Below are 24,265 nucleotides of genomic sequence, written 5' to 3'. Positions count from 1 at the left end.
GGTAAGTAGCAGGAAAAGACCTTGGCCACTCTCGCACCTCATCAACCCGCCGAATTAACCCATTGGTCCGACGGCCGCCTCGGCGAACGCGATCTCGCGCATATCCCCGGCGACGGGGGCCTGCCGCTGGTCGGCAACACCTTCCGCATGCTCGCCGATCCGCACGGCTTCACCCGCCGCATGGTAGAGCAATACGGCCACGTCTATCGCACGCGGGCTTTCGGCGGCTGGCAGATCGCCATGATTGGCGCGGACGCGAACGAGCTGATGTTGTTCGACCGGAACCGCAATTTCTCCTCCGAGCAGGGCTGGGGCCCGATCCTCGACAAGCTGTTTCCGCGCGGCCTGATGCTGCTCGATTTCGATCATCATCGTGCCGACCGCCGGGCACTCTCGATCGCCTTCAAGCCGGGGCCGATGCGGCATTATTCGGGCAGCCTCAACCGCGGCATCGCGCGGCAGGTCGAGGCGTGGGGCGAAGGCGAGATGACCTTCTATCCCGCCATCAAGGAGCTGACGCTGGATCTGGCCGCCGACAGCTTCATCGGCATCGAATGGGGGCCGGAAGCGGACAAGATCAACACCGCCTTCATCGACATGGTGCAGGCCAGCGTCGCCCCGGTGCGCAAGTCGCTACCGTTCACCCAGATGAAGCGCGGGACCGACGGGCGCGCATTTCTGGTCGACTGGTTCACGAAGGAAACCCATCGCCGCCGCGCCGAAGGGGGCGGGCAGGACATGTTCAGCCAGTTCGCCACCGCCACGCATGACGACGGCAGCCTGATGCCGGTCGACGAGGTGGTCGACCACATGAACTTCCTGATGATGGCGGCGCACGACACGATCACCTCGTCCGGCACCTCGCTGGTCATGCAGCTCGCCAAGCACCAGGACTGGCAGGAGAAGCTGCGCCAAGAAATCGAGGCGGTGACCGGCGGCGTGGATGCCAGCGGCAAGCCGCGCGACCTCGCTTACGAAGATCTTGGCAAGCTCGCGCTGACGGAAATGGCCTTCAAGGAAGCGCTGCGGATGATCCCGCCGGTGCCCTCCACCCCGCGCCGGGCGCTGCGCGAATTCGAGTTCGGCGGCTATGCCATACCCGCCGGCGCGCATGTCGGCATCAACGCGCATTATGTGCACCATATGGAAGAGCACTGGGACCGCCCGCACGCTTTCGAGCCACTGCACTTCACGCCCGAAAAAGTGAAGGAACGGCACAAATACGCCTGGATCCCCTTCGGTGGCGGCGCGCATATGTGCCTCGGCCTGCATTTCGCTTACATGCAGATCAAGATCCTGATGGCGCAGCTGCTCCCGCGCTATCGCATCGAACTGGCCGATGGCGAGCCCGAGTGGCAACCCTGGCCGATCCCCAAGCCCAAGGACGGGCTGAAGATCAGGCTGGTTTCTCTTTAGACCTCAAACGCAGGCGGCTTGATCCGGGCCGGAGGAGGCCCGGCAAGCGCGACTGCGCGCCCGCAGCGGGTGCGGCTTGCCGCACGTCTAGCGAGGACGAACCCGCGGATGCGGGTTCGCCAAACAAAGACTCAACTAAAATCGATCGCGATGCCGTCCTTGACCCAGTCGCCATAGCGGGTGGGGCTGAGGTCCTCGTCGTTCTCGACCTTTTGCGGCTCCGGCGGAGGATCGTTGGTCCAGTGGGACGGCTTTTCGAAGCCTTCGGGCCGTTTGGTCGCGCGATCGGTCATGTACAGGAAATGCGCGCACTGGCGCTTGGTTTCAAGCAGGGGTAGAGGCGCGGGCGATGGCCCAGCCCACCGGTATCTACGCGCGCCGCGCCGCGCTTCGCCTGCTCGATGCCGTGTTGCGCCGGGGCGAAACGCTCGACATCGCCTTTGCAGTCGCGACCAAGGATGTGCGCAAGTTCGAGGACAAGGCGCTGGCCCGCGCGATCGCCAGCGAGAGCCTGCGCTGGCTGGTCGATCTCGACGCATTGATCGACAGCGCGACCAAAAAGCCGCTGCCGGGCGATGCCAAGGCGCGCATGGTGTTGCGGCTGATGCTGGCGCAGTGGCTACGGCTCGACACGCCGCCGCATGCGGTTGTGGCGACCGGGCTGGACCTGCTGTCGGGCGGGCCGCGCAGGCTGGCGCACGGTGTGTTCTCGACCCTTACGAAGCAGGAAGCGCAATTGCCGGATGCGCCGACCCTCCCCGCCGACGTTGCCGCCCGCTGGGGCGAGCGGGCTCCGGCGATCGCAGCCGGTCTAGCGGAACCACCGCCGCTCGACTTGACCCTGCGCGACCCGGACCAGACCGCGCACTGGGCAAATCAGCTTTCCGCCGACAGCCTCATGCCCGGTCACCTGCGCCTGCCGCGCGGCGGCAATGTCGAGAAGCTGCCGGGCTTCGCGGAAGGGGCATGGTGGGTGCAGGACCTTGCAGCCTCGCTGCCCGCGCGTCTCCTCGGGCAGGGCGAGGGTCGGCACGTGCTCGATCTGTGCGCAGCGCCGGGCGGCAAGTCATTGCAACTGGCTGCACAGGGCTGGCAAGTAACTTCGCTCGACATCTCGAAGCGCCGTCTCGAACTGCTGCGGGCAAATTTGAACCGCACGGGCCTGAAAGCAAGCATCGTTCGCGCCGATGCCCTGACGTGGGAGCCGAAGCACAAATACGATGCCATTCTGCTCGACGCTCCCTGCACCGCGACTGGCACCGCGCGCCGCCATCCCGACGTGCTACACCGCATCGGGCCGCGCCAGATCGAAGAGATGGCGGAACTGCAATCCGCACTGGTCGAGCGCGCCCAGGGCTGGCTCAAACCTGGCGGCACGCTGCTCTACGCCACCTGCTCGCTAGAGCGCGAGGAGGGCGAGGCGCAGGCATCAGCGATCTCGCTGCCTCCCGATGAAATCCGTACCGACAAGCTCCCCGAAGGCATCGTACCGACGAGCGAGGGCTGGGTCCGCACCGATCCCGGCATGCTGGCGGATCAGGGCGGACTGGATGGCTTCTTCATCGGCCGGTGGAAAGCGGATCAGGCGCCGGCAAGCACGTAGCGGATATCCGTGCAGTCGTTGCGGGCTTGCCGGACGCGCATCGCGACCTCGTTGTCACCTCTGCCTAGCAATTCGATGGTGAAAGGACTGCCGAGTTCGACATAGTGCCGGAAGACTATTTCGGCCTTCGTGACGCGGAAAGGCTGTCCCCCGCGTGTCAGGCTGACGAATTGCCGCGCGACTTCGGCGAGATGCGCGGAGTTCACGTGGTCGCCCGAGCCGTCGAGCCAGGGATGGTGCGGCGGCATGCTATTGGCAGTGTCGAGCAGACCCTGCGCAGTGCCATTCTCGAGCGGGCCGAGGAACGGCCGCTCACCTTGGGCAAGGCCAAGAAGCCGCGCGTCAGCGTAGTCGAAATCGTCGGACCTGAACTGCGGTGCGGCCGCCTTGTCGCCTTTGCGCCAGCTCTCGAAGTCGCGGGTGCGAAACACCACGCCGCGCCCGTCGAGGCGGCATATGTGATGACCCTCCGCATCCGCGAAATCGATCGAGAAGCTTTCCTTCCCGTCGATCGTCGTGCGGCGGTAGGTCCCGCTGGCATAAGCCCCGAGATCGGGATCGCCGCATTCCCTGCGCGTCCAGGTGAGCGCCGACCACTTGTCCGGGTCCCAGGTGCCGAGCGCGGCGGCGCATTCCACGCTCACCCAATAGCTCAGCGCTTGGATCGCGCCGGGATGGTGCGGGTGGAGCGCTGTCCAGGGCCAGGCGCCCGCATCCCGCGAGCAGGCGAACTCTACGCTGCCGTCATTGTGGACGACATGGTCGCCGGTAAACGCCTTGCCATGCGGTCCGGGCATCGGGCCTGTCGCTCAGGCGTCTTCCTTGAGGTATTTCTGGAAGCTCTTGCGCAGCTTCATCAGCTTGGGCGGAATCACTGCCTGGCAGTAGGGGTTCCGCTGGCCTTCGCCTTCCCAATATTCCTGGTGGTAGTCTTCCGCCGGATACCACTCGCCGGTCTCGATGGTCGTGACCGCGCTCTGGCCTTCGTGGTCGGCGTTCCAGCGTTCGATCGCCGCTTCCGCCTCGGCCCGCTGGGCGTCGTCGAGCGGGAAGATCGCGCTGCGATATTGCGTGCCGACGTCGCCGCCCTGGCGGTTGAGCTGGGTCGGGTCATGCGTGCCGAGGAACACGTCGTAGAGCTGGCCGAGGCTGATCGCGTCGGGTTCGAAGGTCACGCGCACACCCTCGGCATGGCCGGTGCTGCCGGTGCAGACCTGCTTGTAAGTCGGATCGGGCACATCGCCGCCGATATAGCCGCTTTCGACCTCATGGACGCCGATGACGTCCTTCATCACCGCCTCGGTGCACCAGAAGCATCCACCCGCCACGATCGCCTGTTGTGTCTCGCTCATCGTAATCTCCTTTGCGCCAGAGATAGGAAGCGCCTCACGCCTTGTCATCCACCGGCGGCAGGTGCAGGAAGCGCGCATCGATTTTCCGGGAGAGACCGTATGCGTATCCTGCTTGCCACCGCCGCCCTGGCATTTGCCGTCCCCGCGATGGCCGATCACCACGAACTGCCCGATGCGGACGCTTTCGCGGCAACCCATGCCGAAGCTATCTCGGGCGCGATCAACCACCCCAGCCGTGCGGACGATCGCGCACGCGACCAGTTCCGCCACCCGGCCGAAACGCTCGCCTTCTTCCGCGTCGAACCCGACATGAAGGTCGGCGAGTACGCTCCCGGCGGCGGCTGGTACACGCGCGTGCTGGGACATTATCTGGGCGGCGAGGGGCAGCTGGTCGGCCTGTATTTCGATCCCACGAGCGGACCTTTCAACGAAGAAGCGCAGCAGCGCATTCGCGCCGGCGCTACCGGCTTTCCCGCCGAGGCTGCCGAATTTACCGGGCTCCCGGCAGAGAACTTCTCCGCGATGACGCTCGATGCGGTTCCCGAAGGCGAAGCGGGGACGTTCGACCGGGTGCTAGTGGTTCGCATGATGCCCAACCTGATGCGCTGGAATAACGCTGACAGCGAGCTGAAGAAGATGCGCGACCTGCTGAAGCCCGGCGGCATGCTCGGCATCGTCCAGCACCGCGCTCCGGCGGATGCCAGCGCGGATTATGCGAACGGGTCGAAGGGTTATCTGCGGCAGGACGATGTCATCGGCTATGTCGAAGCGCTGGGCTTCGAGCTGGTCGACAGCAGCGAGGTGAATGCCAATCCGCGCGATCCGGCAAACTGGGAAGGCGGCGTCTGGATGATGCCGCCCTCGCTCGGCGGTGACGATGCGATGGACGCGCAAACCCGTGATTTGGGCGAAAGCGACCGCATGACGCTGCTGTTCCGCAAGCGCGACTGACCGCCTCGCCGCGCCTGTAAGCTGGCATTCATCCGGCACCTGCAATCCCCTCGATGTTACACTATAACATTGAGGGGATTCGCTCATGATCCGTGTTCGTTACCTAGCCCTGGCCATCGCCCCGCTCGCTCTCGCAGCCTGTGACCGGGCCGACGAGGCGCGCGGTGTCGACCACGGTGAGACCCTGCTCTCGGTCAGCGCCAGCGGGCAGGCGGAAAGCCGCCCCGACCGCGCGCAGTTCCGCGCCGGGATCGAGACCTTCAGCCGCAATGCCACCTCCGCCAGCGATGCCAATGCCAAGAAGATCGCCGAAATCGTCGCGGCCCTGCGCGAACTCGGCGTCGCGGAAGAGGACATCCAGACCCAGAGCGTCAACGTCGGCCGGATCGAATATGGTGACCGCGAGGGGCAGTACCGCGCGATGAACGTGGTCGAGGTGACGATGGACGATCCCGACCGCGCGGGCGCCGCCGTCACTGCCGTCACGGAGGCGGGCGCAAACGTCCTTTCCGGCCCCAGCCTGACGATGAGCGATCCCGAAGCCACAGCCAACCTCGCCTATGCCGACGCCTACAAGGCGGCGCGGCAGCGGGCGGAGGCCTATGCCGAGGCGGCGGGAATGGAAGTCAGCCGGGTGCTCTATATTCGCGATGCCGGCGGCCAGCAGGGCCAGACCTGGCTGCGCGGTGCGGAGGCGATGAACGAGGCAATGGTCCAGCGCACATCGAACGCGCCGCCGCCACCCGTGGCTCCGCCGCCGCCGATCAACATGGGGCCGCGCCCCGAGGAAGGCGGCATGATGGTCGGCACTACGCGCAGCAATGTCTATATCCAGGTGGACTTCGCGCTGCGGGAGAAATAGTCCCTCGCAGCATGAGAGACATTACCGTCGCCGCCCTCCAGCTGCCGCTCGGCAGCGACGACGAGCAGACCAATATTGCCGCAGTCGGCGAAATGGTCGAGCAGGCCGCCGCGCGCGGGGCCGAAATCGTCCTGCCGCCCGAGCTCTTCGCCGGCCCCTATTTTTGCCAGGTCGAGGACGAGGCGCTGTTCGCCCGCGCACGCCCGACGGCGGATCACCCCTCTGTCATCGCCATGCGCAAACTGGCGGCCAGCCTGAAAGTCGCCATCCCGACCAGCTTCTTCGAGCGCGACGGGCACCACTATTACAACACGCTCGCCATGATCGGGCCTGACGGGAAGATCATGGGCACCTATCGCAAGAGCCATATCCCCGACGGGCCGGGCTATGAGGAGAAGTACTATTTCCGCCCCGGCAACGACGGCTTCAAGGTGTGGGACGTCATGGGGACGCGCATTGGGGTCGGCGTGTGCTGGGACCAGTGGTATCCCGAAGCGGCACGCGTGATGGCGCTAATGGGGGCCGAGCTGTTGTTCTACCCGACCGCCATCGGCTCCGAGCCTTACGACGCCGAATTCGACACCAGCCGCATGTGGCAACGCGCCATGCAGGGGCACAGCGTCTCGAACTGCATGCCGGTGATCGCGGCGAACCGGATCGGCAAGGAAGGCAATGCCGATTTCTACGGCCACAGCTTCATCACCAACGAATGGGGCGACAAGCTGGTGGAATTCGGCCGAGAGGAAGACGGCGTGCTGGTCGCGACGCTCGATCTCGACCAGGCCGCGATCCACCGCGCGGGCATGGGCTTCTTCCGCGACCGGCGACCGCAGCTCTACGGGCGCATCGTCGAGGATATTTGAGCGGGCTCGTGACGGCAGGGATCACCCAAGACGCGCTCGACCGGCTCTTTACTGCCGCGCTGGAAGCCGCCGTGGCGCGGATGGAGAAGGACGGCCACTTCTTCCCACTGGTTTTCGAGTTGCGCGCCAACGGCATGATCCACAATGTGGCCATGCTCGAAACCGCCCCGGTCGATGGCAGCGCAGATGTGCTTGGGAGACTGACGGCGATGTTGCGAACGCGCGCAGCCGAGGGGACGATCGTCGCCTCGGCCATTGTCCTGCAAGGGGGCGACGACCAGCGTATGTCCGTCCGGCTGCGCGCGCAGAACTATGCGAAGGACATTGCCGTGCCCTTCGAGATCGAGCGCAAGGGTTACGTCAAACGGCGGCGGCGCATGTCGCTCGGCGAAATCTTGGGCGACACCGTACCCAACGACGTTTTCTAGCTGCCCGCCAGTTCCTTCAGGATGATCGACCAGTGGTCGAGCCCGTCGTAGAAAGCGTCGACCCGCATGCGTTCGTTGAGGCCGTGGGCGAAGATGTCCTGCGGCCTGCTCGCCCCCGCACCGATGGCGATCGTGTCGTAGCCCAGCGTCCGGTAATGCATGCCGTCCGTGCCGCCCGAGGACATGTTCGGGATCATCGGGATTTCGCGCCCGAAGCGCGCCGCCAGCGATTTGGCCAGCGCCACGCGGACTTCGTCGGGAAAGCTGCTCATGCCGCTCTCGGTTGCCTCTGCGCGCTGGGTAATCGCGACGTCGGGATTGCCGATGACCTCGGCCAGCGTCGCCTTCACGCTATCGACGCCCTCGCCCGGCCACACCCGGCAATTGACCGCGGCGCTGGCCGATTGCGGCAGAGCGTTTTCGGCATGTCCGGCCTCCAGCATGGTCGCGACGCAGGTCGTGCCGAGCGTGCCGACGAAGCCGGGATCGGCGCGGATCATGTCGATGGCCTCTTCATCGCTCGGGTCTTCGGCAAAGCGCGTCATCGCATCGCCCAGCGCGCCAGGCACGCTCCGGCCCAGCGCCGCGAAATAGCTGCGGGTGAGCTCGCTCTCGCGCACGGGAAAGCGATGGTCGGCGATCTTCGTCAGCGCAGCGGCCAGCTCGTAGATCGCATTGTCGCTGCGGGGACGAGAGGAATGGCCGCCGGAATTGGTCACCGTGAGGTCGAAGGTAACATATGTCTTCTCGGCCAGCTGCACCTGCTGCGCCAGCGGAGAGAAATCATCGGCCAGCCCGATGCCGCCTGCGTCCGAATTGAGGACATAGGCGGGGTCCACGTTCTCCGCGACCCATTTGGCCTGCGCGCGGGTGGAGATCATGCCGGTTTCCTCGTCACCCGAGAAGACGAGGTAGAGATCGCGGTTCGGCACCCAGCCTTCATGCTTCAGCCGCATGAAGGTGCCGGTCAGGTTGGCGACGCCGTATTTGTTGTCCTGCGTGCCGCGGGCGTAGAAATAGCCGTTTTCCTCGGTCAGCGTGAACGGCGCGCGATCCCAGTCCTTGGGCAGCGCATCGACCACGTCCATGTGGGCGAGCATGACAATCGGCTTTTTGCCCGACGCACCATTGCCGGGATAGCGCACGATGAGGCCTTGCGTCGGCTCGCCCTCGCTATCGTAATCGGTCACCATAAGGTCCTCGGCTGCAAAACCCGCTTCGGACAGCCGCCCGACCAGATAGGCGACCATCTCGTCCATCTGCTGGTGGCCGCGCGCGGTGCGAAAGGCGATAATGTCGGCATAGAGCGCGCGCATCATCTGCTCATGCTCGGTGCGCTCCTCGACAGCATTCGTGTCTTGCGCGGCGAGGGGTGTGCAGACCGCGGCTCCCACTGCAAGTGCCAGCATCAGTTTACGCATCGCCTGTCTCCCCTTCGCCCCGGCCCGTTCCCAAGGGCGGTGCGCGACGCTAGGGCGGGGGCATGAGCGAGGCAAGCGGACATCGCTATATCGTGGCGCTGGGGTCTAACATGCGGTTGTCCAGCGTGGGCGGACCGCGGACGGTGCTCGGGGCGGCGATCGAAAGCCTCGCGGACAGCGAGCTGGACGTGTTGGCGGTTTCTCCGATCATGGAGAGCGCGCCAGTCGGCCCGTCGCAGCGGCGTTATGCCAATGCGGCGGTGCTCGTCGCGAGCCCGCTTTCTCCGCCAGATATGCTGGCGCTGCTGCAGGCAGTCGAGGGGGAGTTCGGCCGCAAGCGGCGCGGCCAGCGCTGGCGGGCCCGCACGCTGGATCTCGACATAGTGCTGTGGAGCGGAGGCATCTGGGTGTCGCCGGACCTGGCGATCCCACATCCGGCGTTTCGCGAGCGTCCTTTCGTGCTCACTCCGGCAGCGCAGATCGCTCCTGGCTGGCGCGACCCGCTGACCGGCCTCACCCTGCGCCAACTCGCAGCGCGCGCAGTTTGATGGCAGTGGCCGGGTTGCCGCGATAGACGGTCCAGTTGTCCGCATCCTCGAACAGCGCGCCCCGCGCGGCGAGGGCGGAACCGTCGCCCATGGTCACCCCGGGTCCGACGAAGGCCTCCGCCGCGACCCAGCAGCGCCGGCCAAGGGTTATCGGGCGCAATTGCAACTGGAAGTCGGGGTCCGACAGGTCGTGCGTGCTCGCGCAAAGGAATGCGCCTTGCGAAATCACGCTGTCGTCGCCGATAGTGACGGGGCCCTGGTTGTAGATGCGGGCGCCCGGCCCGATCAGCGCATTGTCGCCGAGCGTCAGCGCCGACGGCAGCCAAATCCGCACGCTCGCATGAACCCGGCATCCCCGCCCCAGCGACGCGCCGAACAGGCGGAGCACCAGCGCCCGCCAGCCATGCAGCGGCGGCGGCGTCCAGCGGCACAGGACCAGCCAGCACACCTGCCACATCACCCGCGTCAGGCGGTTGCGAAGCGTGAACGACGGCCCGCCGGTGCGGCTTTGCGCTGCTCTCGCATCCAGCGGTTCGACCATAATTCCCGTCCGGCTCCTGTCCTTGGGCGGTGGTAGCCACGCGAATGCACGCAAACAAGCAAGAGCCGCTTGACCGCCCACCGCCGCATGCCTAGGTGCCCCACCGTGGTCGGGCCGTTAGCTCAGTCGGTAGAGCAACTGACTTTTAATCAGTAGGTCGCTGGTTCGAACCCAGCACGGCTCACCACCCAGTTTTCGAATCGGCCAGACCACCACCCTAAGGGCGCTCCGTCCGAACAGTCAGCTATTCGCATTATCGCAACTACAGGGAAATGTTCGTCCGTCGTGCGGTTCGGCGCCGGGGTATAACACTTGTCTATGGTCCGAGAAACCACGCTTGAACGGACCTCGCGTCTTGGTTAGTCGAAAATTCAGCGACAAACCTGGAAACTGCCTTGCACACCGAACTTTTTCTCAAGGGCCGCCTGCGGCACGAACTGGCCTCACAAGAAAAGACCTGGCTCGAAGAAGCGGTCGGTCGCACTATCTGGCTCGAACCGCGGCAAACTCTGGTCGAGCGTGGAGAGCGGATCGACCATTCCTATTATATCATCGAAGGGACCGTGCTTCGCCACCGCGACGATCGGAAGGGTGAGCGGCAACTGGTCGGGTTGAACGTTCCCGGCGACTTCGTCGATTTGCACGGCTTCCCGATGAAGCGGCTGGATCACAATACGACGGCACTAGGTCGCGTTCACCTTGCCGAGGTGCCGCATTCGGCCATTGCCAAACTGCTCGAGCGCTCAACTCATCTCGCCCGCGCACTGTGGTTCTCCACCTTGCTGGATGCGGCCATGCACCGCGAATGGATCTTCCGACTCGGACGGCTCAATGCAGAAGGGCGGATCGCGCACCTCGTCTGCGAGATCATCGAACGGCTCAAGTTCGTCGATCTGTATGACGGTCGCAATCTGCCGGTCCCATTGCTGCAGCGCGACTATGCGGAGGCATGCGGTATCACACCGGTCCATGCCAATCGCAGCTTTCGTATCCTGAAGGAACGCGGTGTGCTGGAACCGCATGGCGAAGGACGGATCGAGATTTTGGACGAGGCCGAGCTGAAACGGCTCGGCGAGTTTTGCGGCGACTATCTCTACGGCGAAGGCATGCTGGCACTGGATTCTTTCGAGGACCGGGACGAGCAGGCTTCGCGGTAAAGCGCCAGCGTCTCGCGCGCCATTCGCTGCGCGGAGAACCGTTCTTCGAACCGGCGGCGAATGGTCGACCGGTCAAGCTGCAGTACTTCGTCCATCCTACCGATTGCTTCGGCAACGCTATCGACGACGATACCTGTCATCCCGTCCTCGATCACTTCGGGGACGCTCCCCTGTCGCCATGCGATTACAGGCGTCCCGCATGCCATCGCCTCGATCATCACCAAGCCGAAAGGTTCGGGCCAGTCGATGGGAAATACCAGCGCGGCTGCCTTGCCCAGAAAGTCCTGCTTCTGCGCATCGTCGACACTCCCGACATGCCTGATCCGGTTGTCCAGCGCGGGCAGTACGACCTCGTCGAAATAACCGGGGTTGCCCGGATCGACGGGGCCGGCGAGGCGCAAGTCCCGGCCGGTTGCGCGCACGAGTTCTATCGCGCGATCCGGCCGCTTCTGGTCCGTCATCCGACCGAGGAATGCGAGGTATCCCCCCGATCCATCGCCCGCCCGATATCGCTCCGTAGGCATCCCGTGATGTACCACGCCTGCCAAGCTGCTAGCCGGCACTGCCCCTGCCTGCGCATTCGATATTGCGATGATCCGCTCTTGCGGGAATGCGCGAAAATGCTCGACGTGATCCGGCTCGTCGGCGCGCCAGTGGATCGTGCGGAACGCCGGGATGCCGAGCGCGCTGGCGGCAGCGCTCGCGTGGGCCGAGCCGTGCAGATGAACGACATCGTGCGCTCCGCCATGGGTCAGCACGTCGCGCATCAGTTGCGCCTCCAGCACGGCAGGCAGGCCCGGTGGAGCGGAACCCCCTTGCCGCTCGTGCCAGGATAGCGAACGGTAGTCGCCTACATGCCGCACATCCGGAAGCGTGCAATCGGCCGGGCCGAACAGGGTGACCTCGTGACCGTCCTCGACCTGCGCGGCGGCAAGGTCCGCGATGACCCGTTCGGTGCCGCCGTAAGTCACGGGCGGGACTGGGTGAACGACGGGCGCGACGTGGGCTATACGCATGAAAGCAACATTTATCACCTTGATTGTCAGGAACTTGGAACAGCCACGAGCATCGGTACCCGCAGATCCGGAGCCCGTCGATGTTTGTTTGTCATATTGCCCTGCAGGGCTGCCTCACACTGTCCGATGTGCCCTATGGCATCAACGCCGATACCGGTGGCCACATCACCTATCTGCTCGAACTGGCCTGCGCGAGTGCGCGCGATCCGGCCATTGACCGTATCGATATCGTTACCCGTGGCTTTGCCGATGCGAAGCTGGGCATGCGCTTCGATGCGCAATGCGCAGAGGTGCAAGGCAAGATACGGCTCGTCCGGCTCGATGACGGTGATCCGTCATACCTGCCCAAAGAAGCCCTGCACGAGCGACACGAAGAGCTGTGCCAGGCGTTTCTCGCTTACCTGAACGATCTCGATCGCAAGCCCGACATCATCCATGCCCATTACGCCGATGCCGGCATCCTGGCCCGTAAGGCGAAGGAAGAGCTCGGTATCCCCTACGTCTTTACCGGCCACTCGCTTGGCGCGGTCAAGCGCGAAGTCAATGGCGGTGCCGACGCCAGCCTGCATACGCGGATAGCTGTCGAAGACCGGGCACTGGCTCTTGCCGACGCCGTAATAGCAAGCTCGCGCGACGAGGCGGAAGCACAATACGCTCACTACGACAGCATCGAAGCGGGTCGCATCCGTGTGATCCCGCCGGGATGCGACCTGACCCGGTTCGAAAGCGCGCAACCCACTGACAAGGTGCGGGCGGATCTGGCGCATTTCCTGCGCGATCCGGCCAAGCCCATGCTGCTCGCCATCGCCCGGCCCGTTCGCAAGAAAAACCTGCTGGGCCTGGTAGAGGCCTACGCCGGGGACCCGGAATTGCAGGACGCCGCCAATCTGGTGATCGTCGCAGGCTGCCGCTCGCTGCTCGGCGATCTGGAAAACGAATGCCGCGAGGTGATGCAGGAGCTGATCGAGGCGGTCGACCGACACGATCTCTACGGCAAGGTCGCCTATCCCAAGCATCACCACCCCGCCGACATCCCGGCCTATTATGCCCTGGCCCGCGAGAGCGGGGGCGTATTCGTGAACCCCGCCCTCAACGAACCGTTCGGCCTGACGCTGCTGGAAGCGGCCGCGTCGCGCTTGCCGGTGGTCGCCACGGACAGCGGCGGCCCGAACGATATCGTGGAACGGTGCAGCAACGGCGAACTCGTTTGCCCGCGCGATCCGCAGGCGATTGCCACTGCTTGCCGGGACATCGTGACGGACAGGCGCAAGTGGGTACGCTACGCCACTGCAGGTGTAGAAGCGGTTGCAGCCTACGACTGGACGGCTCACCGCGACCAGTATCATCGCCTTCTGCATGAATTGACCGGCCCGCTGGAACGAGCACCGCACTGGGACCGGATCCTGATCTGCGATATCGACAACACCCTGCTGGGCGATCGGGAAGCCTTGCGCGAATTCCTCGCCTGGCAGGCGGAACAGTCGGGCCATATCGCGCTCGGTATCGCGACCGGGCGCAGTTTCCATAGCGCGCAAGCAATCCTTGCGGCGGAAGGCGTACCGACACCCGACGTCATCATCAGCAGTGTGGGCACTCGCATCCACTGGTACGACCGAAACGAACGCTGTTTCTCGGAAGACGAAGGCTGGCGACGCCGGGTGGAAAGCGCCTGGCAGGAGAATACGATTCGCGAGACTACGGCTACACTTGGGCTGCGGCAGCAGGCTTTGCTGGAACAGCACAGTGGCAAAGCCAGCTTCTTCATAGACCAGCATGATCCCGAAGACATCCGCCGCGCGTTCCGGAAAGCCGGCCTGCGCGTGGAGATCGTGGCCAGCCATGGTCGGTATCTGGATATTCTGTCCGAAGGTGCCGGCAAGGGGCCGGCGGTCGTCCATGTGGCGGATGAGCTCTCGCTGACCCAGTCGCGTGTCGTCGTCGCAGGGGACAGCGGGAATGACCTGACCATGCTGCGCGCCTGTCCATTCCCGATCGTGGTCGGCAATGCGAGCGACGGATTGGCAAAGGATCCGTCGCTGTCCCATGCCTATTGGGCGAAAGGGTGCTATGCTGCCGGCGTGCTGGAAGGCGTCCGGCACTACCAGGCGCAAGGCAGCTGGTGAGTACCTATCGATCCGTTTCGGTGCTCACGCTGGTGCGCGGGCGCCAGCAACATCTCGATCATCTGATTGCAGGCCTCGAGGCTCAGACTTTCCCGCCAGACGAACTCGTTGTCGCCTACATGCAGGACGAACCGCCGCGAATCGAAACCGACGGTCGCTTCCTCGTCCGCTGCGTGCAGGTACCGGGCGAACCCATGCCGCTCGCCGCCGCGCGAAACCGTGCCGCGGAACTGGCGGGGGGCGATGTTCTGGCCTTCCTCGACGTCGATTGCATTCCCGATCCGGAATTCGTGCGCCGCGCGGCGGAAGCACATGTGCACGACGGCGAAGGCGTGTTCCTGCCCGAAGTGCGGTACTTGCCCGGGCGCGGCGACGGCTGGCTCACCCCCGACGGGGCACCGGATTACGACCTGCTGGCCAGCACCGGCGTGCGCCATCCGAGCAAGCGCCCCCTCGATGAAACCTCCGTCGATCCGATCGCGGATTTCGGAGAACTCTGGGGGTTGGCCTTTATCATGTCCTCGCAGACCTGGGCTGAGGCTGGCGGAATGGATGAGGATTACATCGGCTACGGTGCCGAAGAGACGGATCTGGGCCAGCGGCTGAAGCGGGCAGGCGCGCGCATGTACTGGCTGGGCGGGGCGATCTGCTTCCACCAGCACCATCACGTCCATAAGCCGCCCTTGCAGCATTTCGATACCATCATCCGCAACGCCCGGCTTTATCGCAGCCGGTGGGGGGAGTGGTGCATGCAGTACTGGCTGGACGATTTCGAGCGGCGCGGACTGGTGAAGCGGTCCGAAACACGCCTCGAGGTGGTGCGTCAGCCCACAACAAGCGAGATTGCGGATACCCGGCAGGGTGCCGACGTGCTGTTCAGCTGACCGCCCACAGGCGGGTTGCCTGTTCCTCCAGCCAGTGCGCGGCCTTCCGCGCGGCATCATCGTCATGCAGCGATGCAAGAACGCCGGCATCCAACGCGTCGGTCTCGGATAGCGCGCGCTGCCATTCGGGGATCGAGGCGGGCCAGGTCTCCCGATAAGTCGCCGCGCCCAGGCGCTCCAGCTCTCTCGCCTTGGCCTGCTGCTCGTCGAAATACCGCCATTCGGGGATGCACAGGAACGGCTTGGCCGCCCGGGCGATCTCGTGGACCGTATTGTCGCCGGCCGAAGCAATCACGCGATCGGCAGCGCACAAATAATCGGTCAGATTGTCGATCCAGCCCAGCTCTTGGAGGTTACCGAAATCGGTTTCGTGCCCTTCGCGGTGTACCGGTCCGGCAACCAGCCATTGCGTTTCCGGCTCAGCGCGCGCGGCGACCGTGAGCGGGGCGTAAGGCGTACCCGATCCTCCGCCACCGGCGATTACCAGCGTTATGGTCCTGTCTTCGGGCAAGCCGAGCTTGGCGCGGGCCTCCCCTTTTTCGAGCAAGGGCGCGCGGGTTGTGCACAGGCCTCCGGTGTAAAACGTTCGCTCGCGAAGGCGCGGCGGGTAGCTCGCCTGCTCCATCCGCTCGTCGAACGGGGCCAGCATGGTGACACAGGCTTCGTAGCCCGCGACATGACCGACATCCTCACGGTCACCATGCATCCTGATAGTCACGGCCGGCACGCTCATGATGCGCGACAACAGGGCGATCTCCGCCGAAACGTCGATGACGAACAGCGCCGGGTCGGCCTTCCGCAGCGTTTCTGCAATCGACCCCATGTGCTGGCGCATTTCCTCCACGCCGAGGGGGACGCAGTGCATCACCTCCGGCGTCGGCTGGTCGTGCAGCGCCGGACTGCGCGAGGGCGCACCGATCATGTTCGGCAACTCGACCAAGGTCGCATCGCGCGGCCGCTCGTCGAACTGCGAGGGCGCTGCCGTCATGATCGTGACCGGTCGATCTTCCGGGATGTGTTCGAGGATAGCCATGATCCGGTTGGCATGGCCGCGGCCCTGATGGTGCGCGAAAAAGGCCAGTGGGCGCTTGTTCATTCTTGTTCCTTCGTTTCCACCTGCCGGCCACTATCCCGCGCTGGATTGACGATACGGCCGGCAGTCCAGTTTTCGCTGAGCCGAACCTTGGGATTGGGGGCGCACCAGATTTCACCGGTCGCATCGATTGCGGTGACCCAGATAAGATTGTGCTCCAACCCGTAGTCGATGACGGCAAAGGCGAGCCCGGCGCCGCGATCGATGACATGCACGGGAAGCGGGGGGTTCAGCTGGGTGAACATGTCAGGGGTTCCGTCTGCGTGAAGGAGGGTCGCTTTCACACATCGTCGTGCGGCGTGAGCTTGGCGATCAGCGACCGGACGGTGCCGAACAGCATGGTGACCATAGCGACAAGTCCGGCACTGAGGACCACCACGATCCAGTACAAAACCTTGAAGAGCATCGGAAACCAGTTTTCCGGTACGTCGTCGAATTCGCCGATCGGCATCGTCATCAGGAGCAGCATGACGACGGCACCGCCCAGGAGGACGGTCGACAGCACCGCTATGCGGTAGATCTGCCAGTACATCCGGACGTCGAACTCCGCATCTGCGCGCCTCACCAGACCGAGCAAGGTCAGCATCAGGGCCAGCGTCGTGGCGGCGCTCCCGGCGATGGCACTGCCGAGATAAAGTGCCGGACTGGATAGCGCCGCGATCATCTCGCGCGCTTCGAGCGAGGAATAAATCGCGCCCGAAGCGAAGTGTCCGGCCAGCCCGACAAGCAGGATGATGCCGGCCGAACTGGCCGGCAGCGCGGTATGTTTCATGCCGCGTCTCCAGCCTCGTTTGCGGGCTGCTTGCTTTCGCCTTTTTGCGGACCGAGATAGCGATACACGCCCCACAAATTGATCAGCAGCAGGGCGATATTCTGCCAGCCGATCCCTTCGGCATCGTCGCTCAGAAAGCCCCAGGCCGTCAGCGCCAGCGAAGACGTGACGAAGAGCACGAAGGCCCATCCCGTTACCCGCGCACTGACATTCGTCGCTACGACCAGCGCTGCGATTACAGCTGCGATGGCGCCGTACCATTCGAGAATGTCCAGCATCGTCTCAGCCGTTCACGTTGTAATCGATCGGTTTGAACGTGCCGCCGTTCGATGCGTAGGCCGCGCAGGCGGTAAGCCCGATCACCAAGTCCATCTCAGCCCGGAACCGGGTGAAGGTGCCTGGCGGAGACTGCGGCGGATCGACCGAAAGCGCGCCGTCGCCGGCGACCGGTACATTCATGAAAACATTGAAGGCGGTAGGTATGTCGTCAGGCTCCACGCCATATGGCTCCAGCGCTTCGGCCAGATTTCCGAAACAGCCGCGATGGACCGGCTTGTCCGGGTAGAAGTGGCGGAACGTGTCCTTCGAACAGGGCGTCAGAAGAAAGTCGTGTGCGGGCGCGGTGTCTTCCAGGATGGTGAGCATGGGGTTCGACCGGTTCGACCAAAGCCGCGCGCCGGTCGTCAGCATGATCCGTTCTTCGTAGTCGAACGTTCTCCCGTTGGAGAGGATCTCCGCCGGATCGGCCCGCGACACGGCCAGGAGGTCGCTAACTTGCCCGCCCTCGGGATCGGTCACGGTCAGCACCTGCCCTTTCGACAATTCGAAGGCCGTCCCGGTGCGCGGTTCGATGCGGGTCATTTGCCGCTTCTCGGGTCGGAAAAGGGGCAGCGCCAGTCATCGCCCACGACGCGCCCGCTGTATTGCCGCGCCTCGCTCGTCGTGCCGTGCCGCGAAAGCATGGGGTTGATGGAACCGTCCAGCGCCATGTCGCGCTTCAGGATCGTCTCGCGCATGCGCTCGTATCTTTGCGAAGCGCGCAAGGCCTCGAACTGGTCGTGCAGATTGAAGACAAGGGTCGGATGCGGCATTCGCCGTGCGGCACGCGACGCGTTGGGATGCATGCCGACCACGAAATAGGCCTCGCCGCCGAAGCTCAGGGAGAAATGCGGATCGCTCGGATCGCTGCTGACGTCCGGGTCGTAGTCCAGCCCGCGCCAATCGTCCTTGGCTGCAAGCGAATTCAGCCGCTCCCACATCGCTTTCTCGAAAGCCGCCTCATCCAGATCGTCGGGCCCGGAAAACACGACGGCGAGGCTGCGCAGACCGTCTGGGTTGCTGGCGTAATCTTCGCTCCAGTCGAGCAACGCGTCATGGATTTCGATATCGTTCCATGCGCTGGTCAGCGAACGGGCGGAGAGCACTTTCAGCCTGCCGGTCGCCAGAGCCGACTTCGCGCCGACACAGGGGAAGCCATCCTCGGCAATATGCGCGCGCAGGGCGTCGGCCAGCGAGGTCTCGCTATCGGTCGCATCAGCGCCGTTGTAGATGTCGATTTCTCCCATCATGATCGTACAGACGTTCGGGCAGGAAAAGCGTTGCTGCAATTTAACATGGATCATGCGGAAAACCCGTTCGCAGCACGGTAACGACCTCGCCCCCTAATCGGAGACATGTCTTGGCTATCGCGAAATTCAGGCGCTTTCAGGTTTATGGCCAGCGGTGCAGTGGCACCAACGCCCTGATAAAATTGCTCGAACAGAATCTGCAAGAGTTAGAGTTTACCGAGGATTTCGGCTTCAAGCACTGGCTCGTCCCGGAGGAGGTGGAGATCCCCGATGATGTCTTCGTCATCGTAATCGCGCGGCAAGTCGACCAGTGGTTGCGCAGCCTGCACGCCAAGCCGTGGCACGTGCATCCGGAACTCAAGGAAATGGACTTCGGCGAGTTTATCCGGGCCGAGTGGCGCAGTGTGTGGGATGAGGATTTCTGGGGTATGGATAGGGCAAATCCCAAGTTCGGACAGCCGATCGAAGAAGAGCTTTGTCAGAAAACCGGATCGCCGTTTCCCAATGCCATCGCCATGCGCACCGCCAAATTGCGCAACTGGTCAGACGTGGCATCACGTGCGACCGGGTATGCACTGGTATCGCATTCCGAGCTCGTTACCCGGCCGGAAAGATTGATCGAGCGACTGGCTGCAGCGGCCGAGTTGGAAGAACGTAGAGAATTCGTGCCGGTGACCACTTACAAGGGCCAGAATTCGAGCTCTTTCGTCCCCACGGAATATCCGTCCGTCCACGCCGCGGATGCTGCGTTCATCGCGCGTTATCTGGACCAGTCAGTCGAGAGCCAGTTCGCTTTGGGCCCTCTCACGCATGGTGCGGGCAATGCCAAGACCGCTCGTCTCGCTAATTCCTGAGCGGTCGCGATTATATCCTCCGAATGTCCGGCCGTGTGTTCGATCGGCTGGCTACAACCATTCACTCTCCTGCTTAAATGACCGATCTCGCGTATCGGAGTTTCGGGTGTTCTTAAATCGATCCGGTGCTAAAGAGCATGGCCGTGGACGGAGTTAAGTATCTGAAGGGCCGGATTTTGGTCGGGCTACCGCTTGCCTTGATGGTGAGCGCGTCGCCCGCGCGCGCATCGCAGCAGGAAGAGGCTCTGCCGGATAATCAGGACGCGACGGAACTACCCGATCCGGGCGTGAGCCTGCCGACCGTCACGGAGGCTACCGAACTTCCCGACCCCGGCGAGAGCCCGCTTCAGCTCGATTATAGCGCCGACCCCATTCTCGGCCTTGCCGACAGCGCGGCGGATCCCCAGCTTTTCCGGCGGATCGTGGCATCGTCGCTGCAAGCCAATGCCTCGCGCCGCGAGGTCGAGGCCCAGGTCGATCTGGCCGAAGCGCAGTTGGACGAGGCGGAAGCCGGACACTTCCCGACGGTCGATCTCAACTTCACGACTTACAAGACCATCACGCGCAATTTCGGCGACGATCCCTTCAACCTGCTCGAACGCTCGCGCCCCCGCGAACGCTCCGATGCGACCGCGGCCGTGGAGTACACGCTTTTCGACTGGGGTGCCGTCAACGGCGCCATCCTCGCCGCGCAAGCGCGTCTGCGAGCGGCGGGATACGAACGCGACGCAGCGCTCACGGGTCTTGTCAACGATGTCGTGACCAATTGGTACAGCGTGTTCGCATACCAGTCGCTGAGCCGCCTCGCCGAGGGCTATCTCGAAGCGCAGGACGGCATCGACGAGGCCCTCGACAAGCGCATTGCCCAGGGCGTCAACGCGCCTGCGGACCGAGCGAGAGTGGAAACCCTGCGGGCCGACGGGCAAATCCGCCTGGCGCAATTCGAGCGGCGGCTGGCTTCGGCAGAGGCGCGCTTCGCCGAGCTTACCGGCGTGCCGCCGCCGCCCCTGTTGCAGCGCCCTCCGGTCTTGTCGGACATGCGGATAAGCCGCGACTACGCCGTGATGGCTGCCAGCGATGCGCCTGCGGTCAAAAGCGCCGAAGCCGCTGCCGAAGCCGCGCGGATCGACGTGCGCAACAGCTGGGCCAGCCAGGCGCCCAAGCTGACCGCGCGGGTCGATGCCGGCCGTTATGGCGTGTTCGAGGATCAGGAAGACTACGACGTCCGCGGTAGCCTGAACCTGCGTTATCGCCTGTTCGGCGGCGCGCTGGCGCGAGACGATCAGGCACGCGCCCGCTCTGCGGCTGCCGAGGCGACGGCCGATCGCATCCGCCAGGAAAGCGAGCGTGATGCCGCGATCATCTGGGCCGATGTCCAGGCGCTGGAGCAGCAGCTGGTCGCGCTCGAAGCCGCCTATGTTTCCGCCCGCCAGACGCGCGACGTCGTCTTCCGCCGCTTCGCCGCGCTGCGCGGCACGTTGTTCGACGTGGCCGACGCGCAAAGCGCCTATCTGTCTGCAGCCATCGCCTATATCGAAGGGCTGACCCAGCTCGACGCCTCGCGCTATGTCCTGCTGGCGCGCACAGGACGCCTGCTCGAACAGTTCGACATGGAGGGCCAGCCATGAGCGAAGAGCGGATCGTCGACGTCCCGGAAAAGCGGCTCGCCGACTGGATCATGGAACCGATCAAGGCGAACTGGCGGACCTATTCCAAGGTCGCCATCGCCGCGACGCTGATCAACATCTTCGGCCTCGTCACTGCGTTGTTCACCATGACGGTGTACGACCGGGTCATACCCAACAGCGCCTTCACCTCGTTGGCGGCACTGTCGATCGGTCTCGCGATCATCGTCATCTTCGACTTCGCGCTCAAGCTGCTGCGCGCCTATTTCGTCGATCACGCGGGCACCAATATCGACAAGGATGTGGGCGAGACCGTTTTCGAACGCCTGATCGAAATGCGGCTGGAGCTGCGCAAGGGCTCGACCGGCCAGCTGACCGGGCTGATGCGCGAACTCGAGACGCTGCGCGATTTCTTCGCCTCGGCGACGCTGGCGGCAGTGGTCGACGTGCCGTTCATCTTCATCACGCTGACCGTGGTCGCGCTGATCGGCGGCTGGGTGGTGCTGGTGCCCGCGCTGATGGTCCCGCTGGTGATCCTCGTCGGCCTCGCCGTGCATCCGACGCAACAGCGACTCGCGGCAAGAGCGATGGACGAGGGGCTGCTCAAGCAGTCGGTGCTGGTCGAGACGATCGGCAGTATCGAGGCGGTGAAGACCGCCGGGGCGCGCAACCTGTTCGAGGATCGCTGGACGCGGGCGCTGGGCGACCACGCGCATATCTCGCTCCAGCAGCGCCTGATCTCCAGCATCGGGACCACCTTCGCCACCTCGGCAGGTACGATTTCCTATGCCGGCGTCGTGATCGTCGGCGTGTTTTCCGTCGCCGACAACCGCCTGACGATGGGCGGCCTGATCGCCTGTTCGATCCTCGCCGGGCGGGCCATCGCGCCGCTGGCGCAGATTTCGCAGCTGGTTTCGCGCCTGACCGCCACCCGCACCGCCTATCGCCAGATCCGCGCGTTGATGGAGAGGCCGCCGGAGGGGCCGGGCAGCGATGCCATCGTGGTCGACCGGACGCGCGGCGAGCTGGAGCTGCGCAATGTCAGTTTTCAATATCCCGGCGCCGCGACCAAGGCGCTCGACAGCGTCAGCCTGACGATCAGGCCGGGCGAGAAAGTCGCGCTGCTGGGCCGTGTCGGTTCGGGCAAGTCCACGCTCGCACGCATGATGCTGGGCCTCTATCCGCCGCAGGACGGCATGGTGCTGTTCGACGGGATCGACATCGCCCAGCTCGATCCCAATTCGCTGCGCCGCTCCGTAGGATCGGTCCTGCAGGAACCGGCGCTGTTCTCCGGCACGATCCGCGAGAATATCGCGCTCGGCCGACCCAATGTGGACGACGAGGAAATGCTGCGCGCCAGCCGCGTATCGGGCACCGACATCTTCGCCAGCCGAATCCCGCGCGGCTATGACCTAAGGCTTGTCGATCGCGGCGAAGGTCTGTCCGGCGGGCAGCGCCAGTCGATCGCCATCGCCCGCGCGCTGGCCGGCAAGCCGCCGGTGCTGGTGATGGACGAACCGAGCAGCGCGATGGATGCGCAGACGGAAGCCGATCTGATCGGACGCTTGCGTGACGAACTGGCCGATCGCACGCTGGTGGTCGTGACTCACCGCCAGCCGCTGCTCGCGCTGGTCGATCGGATCATCGTGGTCGATGAAGGAAAGATCCGCGCCGACGGGCCGCGCGATGCAGTGCTGGCAAAACTCGCCGAAGGGTCGCGCCAGCAGGGCAACCCGACCAGCGGTCACGTCACTACGGCGGTGACGTCCAAAGCGGTGAAACCGACATGAGCGCGCGTGAGGATCCGGTGGACGAGACGCCCGAAGGCCAGCCTGAGCCGATGCCCGGCCAGGTGCCCGAGCGCGAAGAGGGCCGCGTCGAGCGGTTCATCGACAATCTCGAACCGCGCCGCGTCTCGCGCTGGTTGTTCTGGGCAATCGTCGTCTTTTTCGTCGTCTTCCTGATCTGGGCGGCACTGGCGGAAATCGACCGCACCGTGCGCGGGCAGGGGCGCGTGATATCGAGCAACGAGCTCCAGATCGTTTCCAGCCTCGAAGGCGGGGTGCTCGAAGAAATTTTCGTCACCACCGGCCAGCAGGTCGAAGCGCTCGACCCGGTGCTGCGGCTGGACCCGACGGAGACCGGCTCCAATCTCGGCAGCACCTCCGCCACGGCCGGGGCACTGGAAATGAAAGTCGCGCGGCTGGAGGCCGAGCTGGCCGGTCGCGCGCCGAGCTTCCCGGCACCGGCGGACGAGGAAGCGGCACGCCAGCGCAGCATCGAAAGCGCGCTGTACGCCTCGCGCCAGGCCAATTTGCAAAGTTCGCTGGCAGGCGCGCGCGCGCAACTTGCCCGGGCGCGGCAGCAGGTGACCGAAGCGGAACGCCAGTCGGATTCGCTCGCGAGCCAGGCGCAGGCCGCCCGTGCCGAAGCCGATCTTCTGAGGCCACTGGTCGATCAGGGTATCGAACCGCGCCTCTCTTTGGTGCGCGCCGAGGGACAGGCGACAAGCGCGGAAGCGCAGCTGGCCGGAGCCCGCGCTAGCGTCGGGCGCGCGCAGGCGCAGGTCTACGAAGCGCAGGCCAATCTCGACCGGACCCTGCGCGACTGGCGCGCGCAATCGGCCAATGAACTCGCAGCCGCGCAGGCGGAACTGGGGGCGCGGAGCGCAACCCTGCCCGCTCTCGAAGAGCGGCTCGAGCGCACGACCTTGCGCTCGCCGGTGACGGGCACGGTCAATCGCGTGCTGGTAAATACGCGCGGCAGTGCGGTTTCTCCGGGCGAACCGCTGGTCGAGATTGCCGCGACGGACGATGCGCTGCTGGTCGAGGTCCGCATCCGCCCGCAGGACATCGGCACCGTGCGGATCGGGCAGGAAGCGAAGGTCGGCATCACGGCGTTCGACCAGACGATCTATGGCAGCCTCGACGGAAAGGTGGTGACCATTTCGCCGGACTCGATCGTCGATGAGCGGAGCGGCGAGATTTTCTATCTCGTCCGCGTGCGGACGGAGATGGATTCGATCCCCAATGTCGACGGCGACCTCGAAATCGGCACCGGCATGGTCGCGGATGTCAGCCTGCTCGGCGACAAGCGGACCGTGCTGCAATACATCCTGACCCCGCTGCGCCGCTTCAGCGACCGCGCGTTCCGCGAATAGAACGCGAGCGTTGCGGGACAGCTTGCAA

At 64.6% G+C, this 24,265-nt stretch carries 26 protein-coding genes and 1 tRNA gene; 15 read left to right on the top strand and 12 right to left on the bottom strand.

The features are described 5' to 3' along the window. Positions 1–21: 21 nt before the first annotated feature. Positions 22–1,416, top strand: coding sequence for a cytochrome P450 (locus P8R33_RS04700; RefSeq protein WP_278327815.1), 1,395 nt, complete (start codon positions 22–24; stop codon positions 1,414–1,416). 131 nt (positions 1,417–1,547) lie between these two features. Here P8R33_RS04700 and P8R33_RS04695 read toward each other — a convergent pair whose 3' ends face one another. Continuing rightward, positions 1,548–1,709, bottom strand: a complete 162-nt coding sequence (locus P8R33_RS04695) for a DUF1674 domain-containing protein (protein WP_278327814.1) — start codon at positions 1,707–1,709, stop codon at positions 1,548–1,550. Between the two features lie 56 nt (positions 1,710–1,765). Here P8R33_RS04695 and P8R33_RS04690 point away from each other — a divergent pair, with 56 nt between their 5' ends. Next, positions 1,766–3,019 (top strand): RsmB/NOP family class I SAM-dependent RNA methyltransferase, encoded by a 1,254-nt coding sequence (locus P8R33_RS04690; RefSeq protein WP_278327813.1) that lies wholly within the window; start codon positions 1,766–1,768, stop codon positions 3,017–3,019. Here the strand turns inward: P8R33_RS04690 and P8R33_RS04685 are convergent. Then, positions 2,998–3,816 carry a hypothetical protein gene (locus P8R33_RS04685; RefSeq protein WP_278327812.1) on the bottom strand — a complete coding sequence of 273 codons (819 nt, stop codon included), beginning with the start codon at positions 3,814–3,816 and terminating at the stop codon, positions 2,998–3,000. The genes P8R33_RS04690 and P8R33_RS04685 overlap by 22 nt on opposite strands. A gap of 12 nt (positions 3,817–3,828) precedes the next feature. Continuing rightward, the gene (msrA, locus tag P8R33_RS04680; RefSeq protein ID WP_278327811.1) at positions 3,829–4,371 is read right to left on the bottom strand and encodes a peptide-methionine (S)-S-oxide reductase MsrA; all 543 of its coding nucleotides are present in this window, start codon (positions 4,369–4,371) and stop codon (positions 3,829–3,831) included. Positions 4,372–4,470: 99 nt separating this feature from the next. Here msrA and P8R33_RS04675 point away from each other — a divergent pair, with 99 nt between their 5' ends. The 4 genes from P8R33_RS04675 (at position 4,471) to P8R33_RS04660 (ending at position 7,475) form a co-directional block, all read left to right on the top strand. Beyond that, positions 4,471–5,322, top strand: coding sequence for a class I SAM-dependent methyltransferase (locus P8R33_RS04675; protein ID WP_278327810.1), 852 nt, complete (start codon positions 4,471–4,473; stop codon positions 5,320–5,322). A gap of 85 nt (positions 5,323–5,407) precedes the next feature. Continuing rightward, positions 5,408–6,184 (top strand): SIMPL domain-containing protein, encoded by a 777-nt coding sequence (locus P8R33_RS04670; RefSeq protein ID WP_278327809.1) that lies wholly within the window; start codon positions 5,408–5,410, stop codon positions 6,182–6,184. Between the two features lie 11 nt (positions 6,185–6,195). Further along, positions 6,196–7,047 (top strand): N-carbamoylputrescine amidase, encoded by an 852-nt coding sequence (aguB, locus tag P8R33_RS04665; protein ID WP_278327808.1) that lies wholly within the window; start codon positions 6,196–6,198, stop codon positions 7,045–7,047. Continuing rightward, positions 7,044–7,475 (top strand): hypothetical protein, encoded by a 432-nt coding sequence (locus P8R33_RS04660; protein ID WP_278327807.1) that lies wholly within the window; start codon positions 7,044–7,046, stop codon positions 7,473–7,475. The genes aguB and P8R33_RS04660 overlap by 4 nt, the downstream gene beginning before the upstream one ends. On the opposite strand, the gene P8R33_RS04655 is transcribed toward P8R33_RS04660, so the two are convergent. Next, entirely contained in the window at positions 7,472–8,896 is a 1,425-nt protein-coding gene (locus P8R33_RS04655) for a M20/M25/M40 family metallo-hydrolase (protein WP_278327806.1), read from the bottom strand. The two genes, P8R33_RS04660 and P8R33_RS04655, sit on opposite strands and share 4 nt — an antisense overlap. A 62-nt stretch (positions 8,897–8,958) precedes the next feature. Here P8R33_RS04655 and folK point away from each other — a divergent pair, with 62 nt between their 5' ends. After that, the gene (folK, locus tag P8R33_RS04650) at positions 8,959–9,444 is read left to right on the top strand and encodes a 2-amino-4-hydroxy-6-hydroxymethyldihydropteridine diphosphokinase (RefSeq protein ID WP_278327805.1); all 486 of its coding nucleotides are present in this window, start codon (positions 8,959–8,961) and stop codon (positions 9,442–9,444) included. Here folK and P8R33_RS04645 read toward each other — a convergent pair. Next, a complete protein-coding gene (locus tag P8R33_RS04645) occupies positions 9,410–9,985 on the bottom strand; it encodes a DapH/DapD/GlmU-related protein (protein WP_278327804.1) in 576 nt (191 codons plus the stop codon). The two genes, folK and P8R33_RS04645, sit on opposite strands and share 35 nt — an antisense overlap. A 111-nt stretch (positions 9,986–10,096) precedes the next feature. On the opposite strand from P8R33_RS04645, the gene P8R33_RS04640 reads away from it, so the two are divergent. Both P8R33_RS04640 and P8R33_RS04635 read left to right on the top strand, forming a co-directional pair. After that, positions 10,097–10,172 (top strand) — tRNA-Lys (locus P8R33_RS04640). A gap of 208 nt (positions 10,173–10,380) precedes the next feature. Further along, positions 10,381–11,142, top strand: coding sequence for a Crp/Fnr family transcriptional regulator (locus tag P8R33_RS04635; RefSeq protein WP_278327803.1), 762 nt, complete (start codon positions 10,381–10,383; stop codon positions 11,140–11,142). On the opposite strand, the gene P8R33_RS04630 is transcribed toward P8R33_RS04635, so the two are convergent. Beyond that, complete coding sequence (locus P8R33_RS04630; RefSeq protein WP_278327802.1) at positions 11,079–12,158, bottom strand: glycosyltransferase family 4 protein; 1,080 nt, start codon at positions 12,156–12,158, stop codon at positions 11,079–11,081. The two genes, P8R33_RS04635 and P8R33_RS04630, sit on opposite strands and share 64 nt — an antisense overlap. An 80-nt stretch (positions 12,159–12,238) precedes the next feature. Here P8R33_RS04630 and P8R33_RS04625 point away from each other — a divergent pair, with 80 nt between their 5' ends. Together P8R33_RS04625 and P8R33_RS04620 are read left to right on the top strand one after the other, a co-directional pair. Further along, on the top strand, positions 12,239–14,281 hold the full coding sequence (locus tag P8R33_RS04625) for an HAD-IIB family hydrolase (protein WP_278327801.1): 2,043 nt from the start codon (positions 12,239–12,241) through the stop codon (positions 14,279–14,281). Then, the gene (locus P8R33_RS04620; protein WP_278327800.1) at positions 14,278–15,165 is read left to right on the top strand and encodes a glycosyltransferase family 2 protein; all 888 of its coding nucleotides are present in this window, start codon (positions 14,278–14,280) and stop codon (positions 15,163–15,165) included. The genes P8R33_RS04625 and P8R33_RS04620 overlap by 4 nt, the downstream gene beginning before the upstream one ends. On the opposite strand, the gene P8R33_RS04615 is transcribed toward P8R33_RS04620, so the two are convergent. The 6 genes from P8R33_RS04615 to gntA are packed head-to-tail and all read right to left on the bottom strand — an operon-like array spanning position 15,158 to position 18,598. Beyond that, positions 15,158–16,261: a glycosyltransferase gene (locus P8R33_RS04615; protein WP_278327799.1), complete on the bottom strand. Its 1,104-nt coding sequence runs from the start codon at positions 16,259–16,261 to the stop codon at positions 15,158–15,160. The two genes, P8R33_RS04620 and P8R33_RS04615, sit on opposite strands and share 8 nt — an antisense overlap. Beyond that, on the bottom strand, positions 16,258–16,503 hold the full coding sequence (locus tag P8R33_RS04610; RefSeq protein WP_278327798.1) for a hypothetical protein: 246 nt from the start codon (positions 16,501–16,503) through the stop codon (positions 16,258–16,260). The genes P8R33_RS04615 and P8R33_RS04610 overlap by 4 nt, the downstream gene beginning before the upstream one ends. Before the next feature lie 35 nt (positions 16,504–16,538). Continuing rightward, positions 16,539–17,030: a hypothetical protein gene (locus P8R33_RS04605; protein ID WP_278327797.1), complete on the bottom strand. Its 492-nt coding sequence runs from the start codon at positions 17,028–17,030 to the stop codon at positions 16,539–16,541. Continuing rightward, positions 17,027–17,308 carry a hypothetical protein gene (locus P8R33_RS04600; RefSeq protein ID WP_278327796.1) on the bottom strand — a complete coding sequence of 94 codons (282 nt, stop codon included), beginning with the start codon at positions 17,306–17,308 and terminating at the stop codon, positions 17,027–17,029. The genes P8R33_RS04605 and P8R33_RS04600 overlap by 4 nt, the downstream gene beginning before the upstream one ends. A 4-nt stretch (positions 17,309–17,312) precedes the next feature. Continuing rightward, positions 17,313–17,891, bottom strand: a complete 579-nt coding sequence (locus tag P8R33_RS04595; RefSeq protein WP_278327795.1) for a DUF1989 domain-containing protein — start codon at positions 17,889–17,891, stop codon at positions 17,313–17,315. Further along, the gene (gene gntA, locus P8R33_RS04590; protein ID WP_278327794.1) at positions 17,888–18,598 is read right to left on the bottom strand and encodes a guanitoxin biosynthesis heme-dependent pre-guanitoxin N-hydroxylase GntA; all 711 of its coding nucleotides are present in this window, start codon (positions 18,596–18,598) and stop codon (positions 17,888–17,890) included. The genes P8R33_RS04595 and gntA overlap by 4 nt, the downstream gene beginning before the upstream one ends. A gap of 110 nt (positions 18,599–18,708) precedes the next feature. Here gntA and P8R33_RS04585 point away from each other — a divergent pair, with 110 nt between their 5' ends. From P8R33_RS04585 to P8R33_RS04570, 4 genes are all read left to right on the top strand, one after another. Then, the gene (locus tag P8R33_RS04585) at positions 18,709–19,452 is read left to right on the top strand and encodes a hypothetical protein (protein WP_278327793.1); all 744 of its coding nucleotides are present in this window, start codon (positions 18,709–18,711) and stop codon (positions 19,450–19,452) included. Positions 19,453–19,595: 143 nt separating this feature from the next. Then, positions 19,596–21,080: a TolC family protein gene (locus P8R33_RS04580; protein ID WP_278327792.1), complete on the top strand. Its 1,485-nt coding sequence runs from the start codon at positions 19,596–19,598 to the stop codon at positions 21,078–21,080. Continuing rightward, positions 21,077–22,867: a type I secretion system permease/ATPase gene (locus P8R33_RS04575; protein WP_278327791.1), complete on the top strand. Its 1,791-nt coding sequence runs from the start codon at positions 21,077–21,079 to the stop codon at positions 22,865–22,867. The genes P8R33_RS04580 and P8R33_RS04575 overlap by 4 nt, the downstream gene beginning before the upstream one ends. Then, positions 22,864–24,237 (top strand): HlyD family type I secretion periplasmic adaptor subunit, encoded by a 1,374-nt coding sequence (locus P8R33_RS04570; RefSeq protein WP_278327790.1) that lies wholly within the window; start codon positions 22,864–22,866, stop codon positions 24,235–24,237. The genes P8R33_RS04575 and P8R33_RS04570 overlap by 4 nt, the downstream gene beginning before the upstream one ends. Positions 24,238–24,265: the final 28 nt, after the last annotated feature.

The organism is Qipengyuania flavescens (genome assembly GCF_029688735.1).
Lineage (GTDB): Bacteria > Pseudomonadota > Alphaproteobacteria > Sphingomonadales > Sphingomonadaceae > Qipengyuania.
The sequence above is the reverse complement of the archived record's forward strand: the minus strand, read 5'-3'. Positions and strand labels throughout refer to the sequence as shown.